The 17,230-nt window shown below is 71.9% G+C and carries 11 protein-coding genes; 9 read left to right on the top strand and 2 right to left on the bottom strand.

Annotation, left to right across the window (positions count from 1 at the left end):
* The 9 genes from ACH4OW_RS32455 to ACH4OW_RS32415 form a co-directional block, all read left to right on the top strand.
* Positions 1 to 4,925: amino acid adenylation domain-containing protein (locus ACH4OW_RS32455; protein WP_398031423.1), on the top strand; the 4,925-nt coding region annotated here is incomplete at its 5' end.
* 199 nt (positions 4,926 to 5,124) lie between these two features.
* A complete protein-coding gene (locus ACH4OW_RS32450; RefSeq protein WP_398031421.1) occupies positions 5,125 to 6,348 on the top strand; it encodes a cytochrome P450 in 1,224 nt (407 codons plus the stop codon).
* A gap of 378 nt (positions 6,349 to 6,726) precedes the next feature.
* Positions 6,727 to 8,088: a PLP-dependent aminotransferase family protein gene (locus ACH4OW_RS32445; protein WP_360139670.1), complete on the top strand. Its 1,362-nt coding sequence runs from the start codon at positions 6,727 to 6,729 to the stop codon at positions 8,086 to 8,088.
* A 113-nt stretch (positions 8,089 to 8,201) separates the two neighbouring features.
* Positions 8,202 to 9,602, top strand: coding sequence for a 3-oxoacyl-[acyl-carrier-protein] synthase III C-terminal domain-containing protein (locus ACH4OW_RS32440; RefSeq protein WP_398031419.1), 1,401 nt, complete (start codon positions 8,202 to 8,204; stop codon positions 9,600 to 9,602).
* A gap of 14 nt (positions 9,603 to 9,616) precedes the next feature.
* Positions 9,617 to 10,276, top strand: coding sequence for an enoyl-CoA-hydratase DpgB (gene dpgB, locus ACH4OW_RS32435; RefSeq protein WP_360139676.1), 660 nt, complete (start codon positions 9,617 to 9,619; stop codon positions 10,274 to 10,276).
* Entirely contained in the window at positions 10,273 to 11,580 is a 1,308-nt protein-coding gene (gene dpgC / locus ACH4OW_RS32430; RefSeq protein WP_398031417.1) for a (3,5-dihydroxyphenyl)acetyl-CoA 1,2-dioxygenase DpgC, read from the top strand. The genes dpgB and dpgC overlap by 4 nt, the downstream gene beginning before the upstream one ends.
* Before the next feature lie 44 nt (positions 11,581 to 11,624).
* Positions 11,625 to 12,443, top strand: a complete 819-nt coding sequence (locus ACH4OW_RS32425; protein WP_398031415.1) for an alpha/beta fold hydrolase — start codon at positions 11,625 to 11,627, stop codon at positions 12,441 to 12,443.
* Between the two features lie 156 nt (positions 12,444 to 12,599).
* Complete coding sequence (locus ACH4OW_RS32420; protein WP_360139685.1) at positions 12,600 to 12,824, top strand: MbtH family protein; 225 nt, start codon at positions 12,600 to 12,602, stop codon at positions 12,822 to 12,824.
* 49 nt (positions 12,825 to 12,873) lie between these two features.
* Positions 12,874 to 14,922: an ABC transporter ATP-binding protein gene (locus ACH4OW_RS32415; RefSeq protein WP_398031434.1), complete on the top strand. Its 2,049-nt coding sequence runs from the start codon at positions 12,874 to 12,876 to the stop codon at positions 14,920 to 14,922.
* A 90-nt stretch (positions 14,923 to 15,012) separates the two neighbouring features.
* Here the strand turns inward: ACH4OW_RS32415 and ACH4OW_RS32410 are convergent, their stop codons facing one another.
* Together ACH4OW_RS32410 and ACH4OW_RS32405 are read right to left on the bottom strand one after the other, a co-directional pair.
* Positions 15,013 to 16,701, bottom strand: coding sequence for a hypothetical protein (locus ACH4OW_RS32410; protein WP_398031413.1), 1,689 nt, complete (start codon positions 16,699 to 16,701; stop codon positions 15,013 to 15,015).
* 100 nt (positions 16,702 to 16,801) lie between these two features.
* A complete protein-coding gene (locus ACH4OW_RS32405) occupies positions 16,802 to 16,996 on the bottom strand; it encodes a hypothetical protein (RefSeq protein ID WP_030019622.1) in 195 nt (64 codons plus the stop codon).
* Positions 16,997 to 17,230: the final 234 nt, after the last annotated feature.

Here is a 17,230-nt window from a genome sequence, read left to right as displayed (position 1 = left end):
TCGCCGACAGTGGTGCGGCCGTGGTGTTGGGCACGGGCGAGACGCTGACCGGCGTCGAGGTGGGTTCGGCGGCTGCCGTGTCGCTGGAGGAGGCGGCCGGAGCCATCGCTGCTGAGCCGTCCGGGCCGCTTGCCTTGCCAGTCACGGCAGACCAGTTGGCGTACGTGATCTACACGTCCGGTTCGACTGGCCGGCCCAAGGGCGTTGCGGTGGCCCATGGCGGTGTGGTGAACCTGGCGGAGGCCATGCGGCCGGTGCTGGGCGTGGACGAAGGCACGGTGGCACTGCAATTCGCTTCGTTCAGCTTCGACGCGGCGGTACTGGACGTGGCGGTGACGTTGGCCGCCGGTGGCACCCTCGCGATCGCGTCCAGCGACGAACGTATGGAGCCCAAGGCACTGGCGGAGATGATCCGTGTCGCCGGTGTGCGGGTGGCGAGCGTGGTGCCGTCGCTGCTGGGTGTGCTGGACCCGGAGGCCGTGCCGGGTGTGGAGAACTGGGTGTTGGGCGCTGAGCGTCTGACGGCCGACTTGGCGGCGCGGTGGCGGGCCGGGGCGCGGGTGTGGAACACCTACGGTCCGACCGAGGCGACCGTGATCACGACGGCGACGCCGCTGGCCGAGGACATCACCGCGCAGGACGCGCCGCCGGCGATAGGGCGGCCGATCGGCAACGCGCGGGTCTTCGTGCTCAACGAGTTCCTCCAGCCGGTGCCGGTGGGCGTGGTCGGCGAGGTGTACGTAGCGGGCCCGGGCCTGGCGCGCGGGTACGTGGGGCGTGCGGACCTGACGGCGGAGCGTTTCGTCGCCAACCCCTTCGCCGAGGGCGGGCGGATGTATCGCTCGGGTGACCTGGCGCGGTGGACGGCCGACGGGCAGCTGCACTTCGCCGGGCGGGCGGACGAGCAGGTCAAGATCCGCGGCTTCCGGGTGGAGCCGGGCGAGATCGAGTCCGTCCTCGCCGCGCACCCGGACGTCGCCCAGGCCGCGGTCGTGGTGCGCGAGGACCGGCCGGGCGACCAGCGCCTCGTCGCCTACGCCGTCCCCGGCACCGGCCGCGACCTCGACCCGCAGCTCCTGCGTGAGCATGTGGCCACGACGCTGCCCGACTACATGGTCCCGGCAGCGGTCATCCTCCTGGAGGCGCTGCCGCTGACCGCGAACGGCAAGCTGGACCGGGCCGCGCTGCCGGCGTCCGACCCCGCCGAACGGGTTGCCGGGCGGGCACCGGAGAGCGAGACGGAGAAGGCGCTCTGCGCGCTGTTCGCCGAGGTCCTCGGGCTCGAACGCGTCAGCGTGGACGACAACTTCTTCGACGTCGGCGGCAACTCGACCCTGGCGATGCGCCTGGCCGGCCGGATCAGGACCGAACTCGGCGCCGAGCTGAGCATGCGGCACTTCTTCGGCGCGCCGACACCGATCGGTGTGGCACGGCTCCTGGAGTCGAAGGTACGTCCGGAGCTACGGGCGGTCGATCACCCGGACGAGATCCCCCTCTCGGCGGGCCAGTCGCGCCTGTGGCCGCCGGCCCGGCCGGACGAGGCGGCGGAGCAGCAGCTCCCGCTCGCGCTGCGCCTGGTCGGTGAGCTGGACCCGGCCGCACTGGAGGAAGCCCTCGCGGACGTCGCGGCGCGCCACGACATCCTGCGTACGGTCTTCTCGGACACCGGCACCGACACCGGCACCGACGGCGGCCACGCGTACCAGCGGGTCCTGGACGCCGATGCCGCGCGTCCCTCCCTCGCCGTGGTCCCGGCGGCCGAGGCGCAACTGCCGGACCTGCTGCGCTCCCACGCCCGGCGCCGGTTCGACCTCGTACGGGAGACGCCCTGGTCGCAGCACCTGTTCGTGTTGTCGGACACCGAGCATGTACTGCTTCTGGTGCTGCACAGGATCGCCGCGGACGACGCGTCGTTGGACGTTCTCGTCCGCGACCTGGCGGCCGCCTACGGCGCCCGGCGCGAGGGGCGGGCCCCGCAACGGGCTCCGCTGCCCCTCCAGTTCGCCGACTACGCGCTGTGGGAGCAGGAGCTGTTCCGGAGCGAGCAGGACCCGGACAGCCTGATCAGCGACCAGCTCACGTACTGGAAGAACACCCTGGCCGACGTGCCGGCGCGGGCGCCGCTGCCCACCGACCGGCCGCGGCCCGCGCGGCCCGTCCACCGGATGGACTCCGTTCCGCTGAGCCTGGACGCCGAGGCGCACGACCAACTGATGGAAGCCGCCGAAGACGCGGGTGCCACGGCCTTCATGGCGGTGCACGCCGCGCTCGCCCTCCTGCTCAACCGGCTCGGTGCGGGCACCGACGTCACGTTCGGGACCATGCTCCTGCGCCGGGACGAGGAAGAGGGCCTGGACGCCGTGGTGGGCCCCCTCACCGACTGGCTGCCGCTGCGCACGGACACCTCGGGTGATCCCGCGTTCGGCGAGCTGCTCGGCCGGGTCCGGGAGACCACCCTGTCCGCGCACGCCTACAAGGACGTGCCCTTCGAGCACGTGGTGGACGCGTTGTCGTCGCCCCCTGCGGAAGGGGCGCATCCCGTGTTCCAGATCCTGCTGGACATGCGGGACGACATCGCCGAGAAGTGGGACACGCCGGAGCTGCCGGGCCTGGACACCACGCGCCTCCCGCTGGAGGCCGGAACGTCGGCGATGGACCTGTCGTTCGACCTCGTCGAGCGGCAGGAGGACGACGGCACCCCGGACGGCATCGACGGCGTCCTGCACTACGCCACGGAACTCTTCGACCGCTCCACCGCCGCTTCCCTCGCGAACCGGCTCGTGCGCGTCCTGGAACAGGTCGCGGCCGATCCGGGGCTGCGGGTGAGCCAGGTGGACGTGCTGCTGGACCGGTTCGAGCACCGTCAGGTGGTGGAGACCTGGAACGATACGGCGGCCGAGGTTCCGGACGGCACCGTGGTCGAGTTGCTGGCCGAGCGGGCGGCCCGTACGCCAGAGGCCCTCGCCGTCACGGACCGGGACGGCGCGTTCACCTACGGCGCGCTGGACACGGCGGCCGGTCTGCTCGCCAGGCGGCTGGCCGAGCGAGGGACCGGGCCGGAGGATGTCGTGGTGGTGGCGCTGCCACCCGGCGCCAGGCTCGCGGTGGCGCTGCTGGCCGTGTTCAAGGCCGGGGCCGCCTGCCACTTCGCCGACCCCGCCCAGCCTGTCGGCGAGCGGTTCCCCGCTCTGCGCCGGAGCCGTCCGGCCGCACTGGTCTGCACTCCGGCAACGGCCCGTCTGCTGTCCGCCGATCACCCGATCCCGGTCGTGGCGGTCGACCCGGCGCCGTCCGCGGTGTACGGCGTGCCGTACCAGGCATCTCCCGCCCGTACGCCGCTGCCCGGCCAGGCGGCCCTGGTGCTCGGTGCCACGGCGGGGGCGGTGGTCGAACACCGCGCCCTCGTCAACCATGTGGCGCGGCAGATGCACGCCTCCCAGGCGGACCGCAGGGTGACACTGGACGTCAGGGCTTCCGCGTCCGCGCTGGTCACGCCGCTGCTCGCGGCCCTGTGCGCCGGGCACGAGGTCCTGCTCGGCGTGCCAGGCCAGGACGTCCCGCCGTCCGGCACGGCAGAGGGTACGGCTTCGCTGGTCACCACCCGCGAGCAACTGCCGGCCGTCGGGCGTCCCCAGACCGGACGGTCGCCGTACGCGGAGGTCGTGGTGGTGGACGGCGAGCACCTGTCCACCGACGACCTGACGAGGTGGCGGGCACACCATCCGGACGGTGCGCTGGTCAGCGGACACGGCACGGCGGAGACGGCCGGCTCGTGGCTGGCCCGGCGGCACGAGTCCGGGGAGCCGTTCCCCGCCGAGGCGTCCGCCGGGCGGCCGGTGTGGAACACCCGCGCGTACGTACTGGACGATCTGCTGCGTCCGGTGCCGCCGGCCGTCACCGGCGACCTGTACGTCGCGGGGGCCTCGCTGGCGCGCGGTTACGGCGGGGCGCCGGGGCTGACCGGCGCACGGTTCGTCGCCTGCCCGTTCGGCCCCGACGGGGCGCGGATGCTCCGTACCGGCGAGCGGGCCAAATGGACCGGCGGCGGTTTGCTGACGGTGTCCGAGCAGAGCCAGGAAGCCGGCAGGCCGGCGGCGGCTTTGAGCGTCGTCAGGAACCGCGACGACCTCGGGGTGCTGCTGCCGCTGCGCTCGGAAGGCACCCGCCCGCCGCTGTTCTGCGTGCACCACACCACCGGACTGGCCTGGGGCTACGCGGCCATCCTCCAGCACCTGCCGCCGGACCGGCCGGTCTACGGGGTGCAGGCGCGCGGCCTCGCCGGTCCCGAGCCGCTGCCGCAGAGCGTCGAGGAGATGGCGGCGGACTACGCCGACCGGATCCGGGACGTCCAGCCCGACGGCCCGTACCACCTCCTCGGGTGGTCCGTCGGCGGGGTGTTCGCGCAGGCCGTCGCCACCAGGCTGGAGGAACTGGGCGCGGAGGTGGCGCTGCTCGCGGTGCTCGACGGCTATCCCACCGCCCCCGGCAAGGTCGCCGTCGGCGAGGAAGCCGCCGGCGGGCCCGCGCGTCCGGGGCGCGAACTCCAGATGCTCCCAGGGGAGGAGGCGCCTCTCCCGGGTGGCGTGAGCGGCCCGCTCATGACGAACATGCGGGAGGTCATGCAGCACACGGTCAAGATCGCCTGGGACCACACACCGCGGCTGTTCCGGGGCGACCTGCTGCTCTTCGCCGCGACCGAGGAGCGCCCCGCGGAACTGCCGATAGCGGAAGCGGTCGAGACGTGGCGGCCTTATACGGCCGGTGCGATCGTGACGCACGAAGTCGCCACCAACCACAACGACATGCTCCAGCGCGCCCACTTGTCGCGCATCGCGCGTGTCATCGCGGACACGCTCCGCGCGGGGAGCGAGGCGCCGCGAGGGACGGCCCCGGCTGATCAGGGGCGAGCGGACCGTACCAGGTGAGGAATCCGGCGGGCGCGGCAGCCAAGGCCACCGCGCCCGCCGGCCCGCGCGTGCGCGGAAAAGCCGAATCCGTGAACACTTCTGGCGTTCAAGGGAGGCGGTGTGGCAGGTGCATCATTTGCCGGGGAAGCGGCAGGCGCAGTGAAATTACCCTTGCGGAAAGGCGAGGGTGCGAGAAAAGGCCGAAGGGGGCCCGCACATGACGAAGCCGGCAGAATCTCCCAAGCGACAGCACCGTATCGGGGCCAAGGCGATGGAGCCCCCCGCTTTCATGCAGCGGAACGGGCAGAACCCGTCGCCCGAACTGAGCCGGATGAGCGCGGAAACACCGCTCGTCGAGGAGACGGGGCCCGGCCCCAGCGACTGGATCGCCACCGGCCGCGAAGAGGTGCGGGCGATCCTCGGCGACGCGGAACGGTTCAGCACGCGGCCGCCGGCGGACAGCGAGGCGGACTCCCGCCGGCTGACCCAGATCGGCAACCTGCTGCAGTACGACCCGCCCGAGCACACCCGGCTGCGCAAGATGCTGACGCCGGAGTTCACCATGCGGCGGATGCGCAGGATGGAACCCATCATCGAAGGCGTCGTGGCGGACCGGCTGGACGTCATGGAAAGGGCCGGCCAGCCGGCCGACCTCATGCGGCACGTCGCCTGGCCCGTGCCGGGACTGGTCGCCTGCGGACTGCTCGGCGTGCCCCGCGACGACCAGGCCGAACTGGCGCGCAACCTGGACCTGAGCCGTCGCAACGACCGGCCGCGCCGACTGGTACAGGCCGCGGTGAACGCCTTCGAGGGCTACCTGGACCGGTTCATCGCGCAAAAGCGCGCCGACCCCGGCGGGGACGACCTGATCAGCATGCTGATCAAGGAGCACGGGGACGGCGTCAGCGACAAGGAGCTGGTGGGGTTCTCCGACTCCCTCCTGGCCGGCGGGCTGGAGAACATGGCCGGGATGCTCGGGCTCGGCACGCTGACCCTGCTGGAGCACCCCGACCAGCTCGCCCTGCTCAGGGAGCGGCCGGAGCTGATGGGCCAGGCGGTGGAGGAGATGCTCCGCTACGCGGCCGTCGCGCCGATGGCCTCGCCCCGCACCGCCCTGGTGGACGTGCCGATGGCGGGCCGCACGATGAAGGCCGGCGAGATCGTGTCCTGCTCGCTGCTCGCGGTCAACCGCTCCCAGTGCCCCGACGCGTCGCGGGACGGCTTCGACATCGTCCGCGAGAACAACAACCACATGGCCTTCGGGCACGGCATCCACCACTGCGTCGGCGCGGCCCTGGCCCGGATGGAGCTGCGGATCGCCTTCACCAGGCTGCTGGAGCGCTTCCCCGGCCTGCGGCTGGCCGTACCGGCGGAGGAAGTGCGCTACCGGCCGCAGGGGCTGTCGGTCTACGGCATCGAGAAGCTGCCCCTCGCCTGGTAGGGCCCTCGCCTGGTAGGGGTGGCACCACGGTGGGACGCCGGAGTGACGAGGGCGGCGCACGGGTTCGCGTGAACTGTCCAAGTGGCGCAATCGGTCCGTTGGACAGCGGCCGCTGTTGCGGACGGGACCGTCCTCGTGCCGTACACCCCGCGTCCGGTGTCCCCAACGATTCCCGAGCGGCCCTGTGTGCCCCGGGCGCACCTCCGACGCCGTGCGGGAAAAGAGAGAAAACAACTGGTTCCCGAGTTCGCTGTGCAAGGGGACGTGCCGAATTTTGGACAGCTTTGTAGGGGCCCGGTAAGGGTGCCATCCTGAGCGTCCTGTCCGAAGCGGCCGGGAACGGGCTCTTTCAACAACTGATGCCCGCGGGGGAATCTAATGGCTGTAAAGGGTGTAGTCCGCAGTGCGCTGCCGGTGCGCGACCTCGCGCAATCCGGGGCCGCGCCGACGCTGCGCAAGGCCGATCTGCACGCCAGCGTCCGTGATCCGGTCCTGGAAACGATGACCTTCCTGAACGAGGTCACCTACCGCTATCCGGACGCGATCTCCTTCGCGCCGGGGCGCCCGTACGACGGCTTCTTCGACATCGAGGAGATCTTCGGCCACCTCCGCAGGTACCTCGACCACGAGGTCGGGCAGGGGCGGACACCGGAGCAACTGCGCACCCTCATGTACCAGTACGGGCCGGTCGCCGGCCAGATCCGCGAGATCATCGCCGACTACCTGCGCGAGGACGAGCGCATCGACGTCCCGGCCGAGTCCGTCGTGGTGACCGTCGGCGCCCAGGAGGCCATGCTGCTGGTGCTGCGGGCGCTCGTCACCGGACCCGAGGACGCCTTCCTGGTCTCCAGCCCGTGCTTCATGGGCATCACCGGCGCGGCCCGGCTCCTGGACATCCCCGTGACGCCGGTGGCGGAGGGCGAGGACGGGTTCTCCTGCGCCGCGCTGGAGGCGGCGATCGCGCACGAGCGGTCGCGGGGCCGCCGCCCCCGCGCCTTCTACGTGATTCCCGACCACTCCAATCCCAGCGGCGCCACGCTGAGCCTGCGGGCCCGCGCCGAACTGCTGGACTGCGCGGCGCGCCACGACATCCTCGTCGTGGAGGACAGCCCGTACCGGCTGGTCAGCCCGGGGCCGCCGCTGCCGACGCTGAAGGTCCTGGACAAGGACCGCCGGGTCGTGCACCTGGGGTCCTTCGCCAAGACGGTCTTTCCCGGCGCCCGCCTGGGCTTCGTCGTCGCCGACCAGCCGGTCGTGGACGACGCCGGCCGCACCACGCTGCTCGCGGACGAACTCGCCAAGATCAAAAGCATGGTGACGGTCAACACGCCCGCACTGAGCCAGGCCGTGGTCGCGGGCACCCTGCTGGCCGCGAACGGCCGGCTCTCGGAGCTGAACGCGCGGGCGGCCGTCCACTACGACGCGGCCATGCGGCTGACGCTCCGGCACCTGGACCAGTGTCTGCCCGCGGCCCGGCGGGCGGCCCTGGGAGTGCGCTGGAACCGGCCGGCGGGCGGCTTCTTCCTGGGAGTCCGGGTGCCGTTCCGTGCGGACAACGCCGCACTGGCCCGGTCCGCCGAGGACTTCGGTGTCATCTGGACACCGATGCACTACTTCCATCCGGACGGTGGCGGCCTCGACGAACTGAGGCTGTCCATCAGTTATGTGACGCCCGCCGAGATCGCGGAGGGCATCGCAAGGCTCGCGCGCTTCATCGAGGCGCAGAGCGAGTCGTCATGACGGCCTATGACGCGTGCCGAAAGGGTCCTCGTAAGAAGGGCGGCAGAGATGACCAGTATCAGTGGCACACGGCAGCCGCGTAGCAGGCGACGTATGTGGGGGTGGACGTTCCGATGACCGTCATCGTGGAATCTCCGGAGTTCCTGGACCCGGGAACGCTGGAAGCGGAAATCCTGGCGACCGGGCACCGCACCGCGGTGGCACTCGGCCGCCCCCGGATGATCGGGGTGGGCACGGCGACGAGCGCCACCTCCTACTCGCAGGAAGAAGTACTGGACGCCTTCGGGATCACCGACCCCCGTATCCGTTCCGTCTTCCTCAACAGCGCCATCGACCGGCGCCACCTCACGCTCCCCGCCCCGGACAGCAACGGCGTCCGGGCCCCGGAGCCACAGGGCGACCTGCTCGACAAGCACAAGCGCATGGCCCTGGACATGGGAGCCGAGGCACTGCTCGCCTGCCTGAAACGCGCCGGTGCCCAACTGTCGGACCTGCGCCACCTGTGCTGCGTGACCACCACCGGCTTCCTCACTCCCGGACTCAGCGCGCTTCTCATCCGGGAACTGGGCATCGACCGGCACTGCAGCCGCTCCGACATCGTGGGCATGGGCTGCAACGCGGGCCTGAACGCCCTCAACGTGGTGGCCGGCTGGTCCGCCGCGAACCCGGGCGAACTCGCCGTCGTCCTGTGCGTGGAAGCGTGCTCGGCGGCCTACGCGGTGGACTCGACGATGCGGACCGCCGTCGTCAACAGCCTGTTCGGTGACGGCGCCGCCGCGGTGGCGCTGATGACCAGCCCGGTCACGGTCCGGCCCGCCGCTCCCGAGGCGCCGGCCACCCGTGTCAGGGCCGTCCCCGCGCTGCCGCCCACGGCGGAACAGGTCACCGTGTCGGAGGAGTTGGCCGACACGCCCGCGGCGGCCGTCATCGTGCTGATGACGAGCCCGGACACGGTCAAGTCGCCCGCGCCCCGCGCGGTGGCCGCGGGTGCCAGGACCCTGGCGGCGGTGCCGGCCGCGGAGGAGCCGGCCACCGTTCCCGAGGCCCTGGCCGCCGTGCCGGCCGTCCGCGAGGGCCCCAGCATCCTGAAGTTCGCGAGCTGCATCATCCCCGAGGCGGTCGACGCCATGCGGTACGACTGGGACCGCGACCAGGGCAGGTTCAGCTTCTACCTCGACCCGCTCATCCCGTACGTGGTGGGCGCGCACGCCGAGATCGCCGTCGACCGCCTGCTGGCGGGCACGGGACTGCGCCGGAGCGACATCAGCCACTGGCTGGTGCACTCGGGCGGCAAGAAGGTGATCGACGCCGTCGTGGTCAACCTCGGGCTGACCCGGCACGACGTGCGGCACACCACCGGCGTGCTGCGGGACTACGGCAACGTGTCCAGCGGCTCGTTCCTCTTCTCCTACGAACGCCTCCTCGAAGAGGAGGCCGCCAAGCCCGGTGAGTACGGAGTGCTCATGACCATGGGGCCGGGCTCCACGATCGAAACGGCGCTGGTCCGATGGTGAACCCGGAGGGGGCAATGGAGTACACGCTCACGCTGGAGGTCGACGGGAGCGCGCCGCTGACGGCGGCGTCCGTCAAGGCCCTCGCGAACCTCTGCGACCGGGCCGAGGACCAGGGCGGTTCCGGCGTCGTCACGCTGCACGTCACCGGGGTCCCGGACCGGGGCTGGGCCGACGGGCTGGACGTGACGCTGGTCAGCAAGTGGGAACGCGCGCTGCGCCGCCTGGAGCGGCTCCCGATGGCCACCCTCGCGGTGGCCCGCGGGGAGTGCGGGGGCCCGGCGCTCGACGCCTTCCTGGCCGCCGACATCCGTGTCGCGGTGCTCGGCACCAGACTCGTGTTGCAGAGCGACGGTTCGGCCACCTGGCCCGGCATGGCCGGCTACCGGCTCGTCCAGTTGGCGGGTGCCGCCCGGCCCCGCAGAGCCGTCCTGTTCGGCCTGCCGATCGAGGCGCCCGAGGCCCTGGCGCTCGGCGTCGTCGACGAGCTGGTAGACGACCCGGAGAAGGCCGTCGCGGCCGCCGCCGGGCTGGTCAGCGGCCTGTCCGGCAAGGAACTGGCGATCCGCAGGCAACTGCTGTTCGACGCCGGGACGACCAGCTTCGAGGAAGCCCTCGGCGCTCATCTGGCCGCCTGCGACCGGGCCCTGCGGGGCACCGCGCAGGAGGCCTCATGACCACCCTGGACGCTGCCAGGGCACCGGCCCTGGAGGTCTGGCCCGCGCTGCGCGAGGCCGCCGCGCGGGCCGAGGAGCTGGTGGCTTCGCTGCCGGCGCCCGGCTCGCGCACCGCCGCCCAGCGGGCCGCGGCCGCGGCGGCGAAGGACGCGGCCCGCGCCCTGCGGGTCCGCTTCCTGGAGGCGCACGCCGACGCCGTGTACGACGAGCTCACCGAGGGCCGCACCGTGCACCTGCGGCTCGCGGAGCTGGTGGCGGCCGCCGCGGTCGCGTTCCCCTCCCTGGTGCCGACGGACGCGCAGCTGGCCCGGGACCGCGGCCGCCGCCAGGCGGACAAGGAGGGGCACGAGATCGACCAGGGCATCTTCCTCAGGGCGGTGCTCGGGTCCCCGTCCGCCGGCCCGCACCTGCTCGACGCCATGCTGCGGCCCACACCACGGGCCCTGGAACTGCTGCCCGGGTTCCGCCGCACCGGCGTCGTAAGGACGCCGTCGGTCCTGCTGGAGCGGCGGGACGGGGCGGCGTACCTGACGATGTGCCGCGACGACTGCCTCAACGCCGAGGACGTCCGGCAGGTCGACGACATGGAGACCGCCGTCGACCTCGCGCTGCTCGACCCGGACGTCCGGGTGGGAGTGCTGCGCGGAGGCGAGATGACGCACCCCCGCTACCGAGGGAAACGGGTCTTCAGCGCGGGCATCAACCTCAAGAGCCTGCACGCGGGTGAGATCTCGCTGGTCGGCTTCCTGCTCCGCCGCGAGCTGGGCTACCTCCACAAGATCGTCAGGGGGGTGCTGGCCGACCACGAAGGTGCCTGGCACGCGCGCGGCGTCGACAAGCCCTGGATCGCCGCCGTCGACACGTTCGCCATCGGCGGCGGCATGCAGCTGCTCCTGGTCTGCGACCACGTACTGGCCGCCGCGGACTCCTACTTCACCCTCCCCGCCGCCCGCGAGGGCATCGTGCCGGGAGCCGGCAACTTCCGGCTGGGCCGGCACACGGGGCCGCGCGTCTCCCGGCAGGTCATCCTCCAGGGGCGCCGGCTGCGGGCCACCGAGCCCGACGCCCGGCTGGTGGCCGACGAGGTGGTGGAACCGGAGGAGATGGACGCCGCCGTCGCCGCCGCCGTCGCGCGGCTGAGCGGCGAGGCGGTCCTCGCCAACCGCAGGATGCTCAACCTCGCCGAGGAGCCGCCGGACGAGTTCCGGCGCTACATGGCCGAGTTCGCGCTGCAACAGGCCCTGCGGCTCTACGGCGAGGACGTCATCGCCAAGGTCGGCCGCTTCACGGAGCGTTCCGCATGACCCCAGCCGCCGCACCGCCGCGCGGCGGGTGAAGGGAGAAGCCGATGCCGGTGGCGAGGATCGACGACATCGCCCTCAGCTACGACGAGTACGGTGCCGGGGAACCGGTCGTGATGATCACCGGCACCGGCGCGCCCGGCCGCGTGTGGCGCGCCTACCAGGTACCCGCGTTGAAGGCGGCGGGGTACCGGGTCATCACCGTCGACAACCGCGGCATCCCGCCGAGCGACGGGTGCGGCCCCGGCTTCACCCTCGACGACATGGTCGCGGATGTCGCCGGACTGATCGAACACCTCGGTGCGGGACCGTGCCGGGCCGTGGGGTTCTCGCTGGGCGCGATCGCGTTGCAGGAACTGCTCGTCGCCCGGCCCGGACTCGTCAGCGAGGCCGTGCTGATGGCGACGAGCGGCCGGGCCGACACCTTCATCCGCGCCATGGCGGCCGCCGACGTCGAACTGGCCGACAGCGGAATCAAGCTCCCTCCCCGCTACGCGGCCCATGTGCAGGCCCTGCAGAACCTGTCACCGCAGAGCCTCAACGACGAGGAACGGCTCAAGGGTTGGTTGGACGTCTTCGAGATGTCGACGGTCGACCTCTCCGCGGTCCGGGGGCAGCTGGAGATCCAGGTGATCCCGGACCGGCGGCCGGCGTACCGGGCCATCCGCTGCCCCTGCCTGGTCATCGGTTTCCGGGAGGACCTGGTCGTGCGGCCGCACCTGGCGCGCGAGGTCGCCGACAGCATTCCCGGCGGCAGGTACACCGAGATATCCGGATGCGGTCACTACGGGTACCTCGAAAAACCGGAAGCGGTGAATTCCGCGATCATCGATTTCTTCGCCGGCCGGACAGCCCGCACGCCGTGAATTGCGGCGGACGGCTGCCGGTCAATGATGAAAAGGCATGCCTGTCCAACCGGTTGGCAGTGCCGTCCTTGTCGGGCGCATAGGGCCCGGCTTATCGTCAATCAGGTTCCAAAACACACAGCAGAACCCGTCAGGGTGTACTGAACAGGAGTGATCGTGGCTAATCCGTTCGACGACGAAAACGGTTCTTTCCTGGTTCTGGTGAACGAGGAGAACCAGCATTCGCTCTGGCCCTCCTTCGCCGAGGTCCCGGCCGGCTGGCGGGTCGTTTTCGGTGAGGACACCCGCACGGCCTGCCTGGCCTACGTCGAGGAGAACTGGACGGACCTGCGTCCGCAGAGCCTCATCGACGAGATGAACAAGCAGGAAGCCGCCGGCTGAACCTGGCCCACCCGACCATGACGACAAGACGGAGGTGTTATCTGTGGCCATGATGGGTGGCCCAGGGCCGATCATAATGAGAGGGGACGCGCCGGACCCCACGGCAGCCAGGCAGCAGGTCAAACGCGGCACGGTGAAACGGATTCTGCCCTACACGCATCCGCACCGCCGCAATATCGTCCTTCTGCTGGTGATGACGACGCTGAACGCCGCCAGCGCGGTGGCTCCGCCGCTCCTGCTCAAGTACCTCATTGACAACGGTATTCTCGTCCGCGATGTCTCGGTCGTCGTCTGGGCCGCGATCGCGGTCGCCGTACAGGCGATCCTGGCCGTTCTCCTGGGATATGCCGAGACCTGGTATTCGGCCCGTGTCAGTGAAGGACTCGTCTACGATCTGCGCACCAAAGTCTTCGACCACGTGCAGCGGCAGCCGCTCGCGTTCTTCACCCGGGCCCAGACCGGCGCACTGGTCAGCAGGCTGAACACCGACGTGATCGGCGCCCAACAGGCGGTCACACAGCTGCTCTCGACGGCGTTCTCCGCCGGACTCACCCTGGTGTTCGTGCTGGTCACCATGTTCTACCTGTCCTGGGTCGTCACCCTGCTGTCCCTGGCGCTGATCCCGTTCTTCATCCTGCCCGGCCGGGTCATCGGCCGCCGGATGCAGCGGCTCGTGCGGCAGCACATGCAGATCAACGCCGAGATGGGCTCCATGATGCAGGAGCGCTTCAACGTGATCGGCGCGCTGCTGGCCAAGCTGTACGGCCGCCCGGAGACCGAGACCGGCCAGTTCTCGAAGCTGGCCGCCAGGGGACGCGAGGTCGGCATCCGGCACTCCGTCGCCATGAAGATGCTCTTCCTCTCGACGATGTTCGTGGGCTCCCTGGCCACCGCCGCGGTGTACGGCGTCGGCGGCGCCCTGGTCATCAACGGCGCCTTCCAGCTCGGTTCGCTGGTGGCGCTGGCCACGCTGCTGACCCGCCTGATGGCCCCGGTCGGACAGCTCTCCAACGCCCAGGCGGACGTGATGACCGCGCTCGTCAGCTTCGACCGGCTCTTCGAGGTCCTCGACCTCAAACCGCTGATCGCCGAGAAGCCGGACGCGATCGCCCTGCCCGCTCCCGGCAGCGGCACGAAGGCGCCGGCCATCGAGTTCGACGGCGTGTCGTTCCGCTACCCGAAGGCGGCCGACGTCTCGCTCGCCTCACTGGAGACGATCGCCCTGCCCGTACAGGAGCGCACCGACAACGCGTGGACGCTGCGCGACCTGAACTTCACCGTGCCGGCCGGGAAACTCACCGCGCTGGTCGGTCTCTCGGGTGCCGGCAAGACGACCATCACCCATCTGGTGCCGCGCCTCTACGACCCGGTGGAGGGCACCGTCCGCATCGGCGGCCACGACCTCAAGGACCTGACCCTGCGGTCGCTGAACGACACGGTCGGCATGGTCACCCAGGACGCGCACCTCTTCCACACGACCATCCGCGAGAACCTGGTCTACGCCCGGCCGGGCGCCACCGAACAGGAACTGGTCGACGCCTGCAAGGCGGCACAGATCTGGAACCTGATCGAGCTGCTGCCCGACGGCCTGGACACCGTGGTCGGCGACCGCGGGTACCGGCTCTCCGGCGGTGAGAAGCAGCGCATCGCCATGGCGCGGCTGCTGCTCAAGGCACCGCCGGTCGTCGTGCTGGACGAGGCCACCGCGCACCTCGACTCGGAGTCCGAGGCGGCTCTCCAGCGGGCGTTGAAGACCGCGCTGGCCGGCCGGACCTCGCTGGTGATCGCCCACCGGCTCTCCACCATCCGCGACGCCGACCAGATTCTCGTCATCGGCGAGGGACGGGTCCAGGAGAGCGGAACCCACGAGGAACTGCTGGAGCTGGACGGGGCCTACGCGGAGCTGTACCGCACGCAGTTCTCGGGGCAGTCGAGGAACGGCGCCGCCCCGGCACCGGACCCCGAGCCGGTCGGCTCAGGACCGGTCCGGTTCATGGGGCCGGGCCCCGGCGGTCCCGGTGGCCCTGGTGGTCCCGGTGGTCCCGGCTTCTTCGGCGGTCCCGGCGGCCCGGGGCCGATGGGACCGGGGCCGGGGTGAGGAGGGCCGGGCCCGCCGCGGCGGGCCCGGTTGCTCCCAGCGGTGTCCGCGACGTCGTACGCGACGGACCGGGCACCGCTTCGCGTGCGCTCACCCGTCGGCGCGACCGGCCTCCACCGCGGACTCCCGCGGCGCGGCCGAGTCGACGGCACCGAACAGCACGTCGACCCCGGTGGCCCGCCGCGCCCCACCGGCACGGTCCGCCCCGGCCGGCTCGCCGCCCGGCTCCTCGCCGGCACCCGCGGCCGCCGTCTCCGGCGGAGCCGCCGCCAGGACCGTACGTTCCGGAAGCAGCGCCAGCACGGCCTGCCGGTGCGCCTCGCTCGTCGCGTCGTCGAACGGGTCGGGTGTGGCCGGGACCTGGAGGCGGAGCACCGGCCCGCCGCCGAGCTTGGCGTAGCCGCGGCCCGGCGGCACGTCGGACGTCGGCGTGGTGTGCGGCGGCGCCCCGAGCGCCGCCCGTACCTCCTCCGGGGCGGCCGGACCGAGCACGACCCGGGCCCGGGTGTGCGTCAGGACCGGCTCGGCGAGGAGCGCGGTGCTGTCGAGCTGGTCGGCCACCACCACCGTCACGTACGCCGCGCGGCCGTGCCGCAACGGAACCTGTAGCAGGTTCTGCGGGTCCTCCCGGCCCTCGGCCGCCGCGAGATGGGCCAGCGCCGTCGGCCGGTCCAGGATGATCCACAGGGGCCGGCGGGTGTCCTCCGGGGCCTGCTGCCCGACCTGCCGCGCGCGGTTGGCGGTGATCAGCCGCCGCTCGGTCTCGTGCGCCGCCCACTCCAGGGTCGCGAGCGCGCCCGACAGCCCGGTCTCCACGCCCATGACGCCCGCCCGCCCCGCCAGACACGCGTACTCGCCGGTGCCGCTGCCGTCGATCACCAGGACGTCGCCGTGCGCCAGCGCCTGCAGGGCGACGGACCGCAGCAGCGTCGTGGTGCCCGCGCCCGGCTGCCCCAGCGCGAGCAGGTGCGGCTCCGTCGAGCGCAGGCCGGTCCGCCACACCACCGGCGGCACGTCCCGCACCTCCTCGCCCGCCACCACCGGCAGCGTGCGCTGAACGGCGTCGGGGTCGGTGAACCCGAGCACGGTCTCGCCCTGCGTCGCCACGAACCGCTGCGCCGCGACGTCGGTCGGCAGCGGCGGCAGCACGGCCAGCACCAGCCGGTTCGCCTCCTCGTGCCAGGTGAAGTGGTACTCCCTGCCGCGCCCCGACTTGGCGTACAGCACCTGCTCGATACGGTCCCGGGACGCGGCCTCGCCGTCGGTGAAGTACGCCGGGTAGGCCAGGCACAGCCGGGACAGCCGCCCGCCGTCGTCGAACTCGTACTCGGTGAAGACGCTCTCCCAGTCCCCGTCGTGGGCGTACAGGGGACTGGGGTCGCCCTCGACCGCGAAGTACGGCACCAGCGCCTCGTACAGTGCCCGCAACCGGCCGGTCTCCTCGTCGCCAGGCCCGGCGGGCTCCTCCGGCGGCTTCTCCCGCCCCGCCCAGGCGGCCGCCGCCATCACCGTGATGACGGCGAGCAGCGGACCGTACGGCACCACCGCCATCGCCGCGACGCTGCCGCCGGCGACGAACAGCAGGGTGCTGCGCCGCTCCTTGGGAGTCGTGGACCAGCGCCGCCCCCCGGCGGCAAGCAGCCGCCGCAGCCCCCGGCTGATCGTGATCAGCGGGTGGAACACGTCGGCGGCGCTGTCGGCGGCGGTACGCGCGAACTCGCGGCCGCGCGCGATGGGCGCGCTGTTGCTCAGGATGCGGGGCAGTGGACGCCGGGCCACATCGTCTCCTGGTGGTTCGGGATGCGGGACATGCGGTGGGTGCGCGGGGCCTGGCCGCACCGGGCCGCCGGGGACGACGGACGGCCGGGGCGGGCCGCGGTCAGAGCTTGATGCCGCCCAGGAGGTTGGCCAGGCTCGCACCGCCCGCCTTGATGCTCGGCGCGATCGCGGAGCCCGCGAGGTAGAAGCCGAAGAGCGCGCAGACGAGGGCGTGGGACACCTTGAGCCCGTCCTTGCGGAAGAACAGAAAGACGATGATGCCGAGCAGAACGACGCCGGAGATGGACAGAATCATGGAGTTCTCTCCTCGGTGGTGGGGACGGTCACCATGAGTCCTTCCAGCCTCACAGCAAGTACCAAGCCGCAAAAAGCTGCGAACGGGTGATTCACCGCCGAAACCCCCCAGCTGGCGCAACCCAGCTGTCCAGCCGGCCACCGAGGCTCACATAATTGCAGGTCAGATACCTTCTTTCGGGGCCCGCCCGACACGCGGGACGGTCCGGCGGCCGGGCGTGTCGCCTCCGTTTCC

It is taken from the genome of Streptomyces sp. NPDC017056 (assembly GCF_044332485.1).
In the GTDB taxonomy this organism is placed as follows: Bacteria; Actinomycetota; Actinomycetes; order Streptomycetales; family Streptomycetaceae; genus Streptomyces.
The sequence above is the reverse complement of the archived record's forward strand: the minus strand, read 5'-3'. Positions and strand labels throughout refer to the sequence as shown.

Bases quoted from the DNA above. Each gene is read 5' to 3' on its own strand.
- ACH4OW_RS32450 (WP_398031421.1), top strand. From the start codon at position 5,125: ATGACGAAGCCGGCAGAATCTCCCAAGCGACAGCACCGTATCGGGGCC.
- ACH4OW_RS32445 (WP_360139670.1), top strand. From the start codon at position 6,727: ATGGCTGTAAAGGGTGTAGTCCGCAGTGCGCTGCCGGTGCGCGACCTC.
- ACH4OW_RS32440 (WP_398031419.1), top strand. From the start codon at position 8,202: ATGACCGTCATCGTGGAATCTCCGGAGTTCCTGGACCCGGGAACGCTG.
- dpgB (WP_360139676.1), top strand. From the start codon at position 9,617: ATGGAGTACACGCTCACGCTGGAGGTCGACGGGAGCGCGCCGCTGACG.
- dpgC (WP_398031417.1), top strand. From the start codon at position 10,273: ATGACCACCCTGGACGCTGCCAGGGCACCGGCCCTGGAGGTCTGGCCC.
- ACH4OW_RS32425 (WP_398031415.1), top strand. From the start codon at position 11,625: ATGCCGGTGGCGAGGATCGACGACATCGCCCTCAGCTACGACGAGTAC.
- ACH4OW_RS32415 (WP_398031434.1), top strand. From the start codon at position 12,874: ATGATGGGTGGCCCAGGGCCGATCATAATGAGAGGGGACGCGCCGGAC.
- ACH4OW_RS32405 (WP_030019622.1), bottom strand. From the start codon at position 16,996: ATGATTCTGTCCATCTCCGGCGTCGTTCTGCTCGGCATCATCGTCTTT.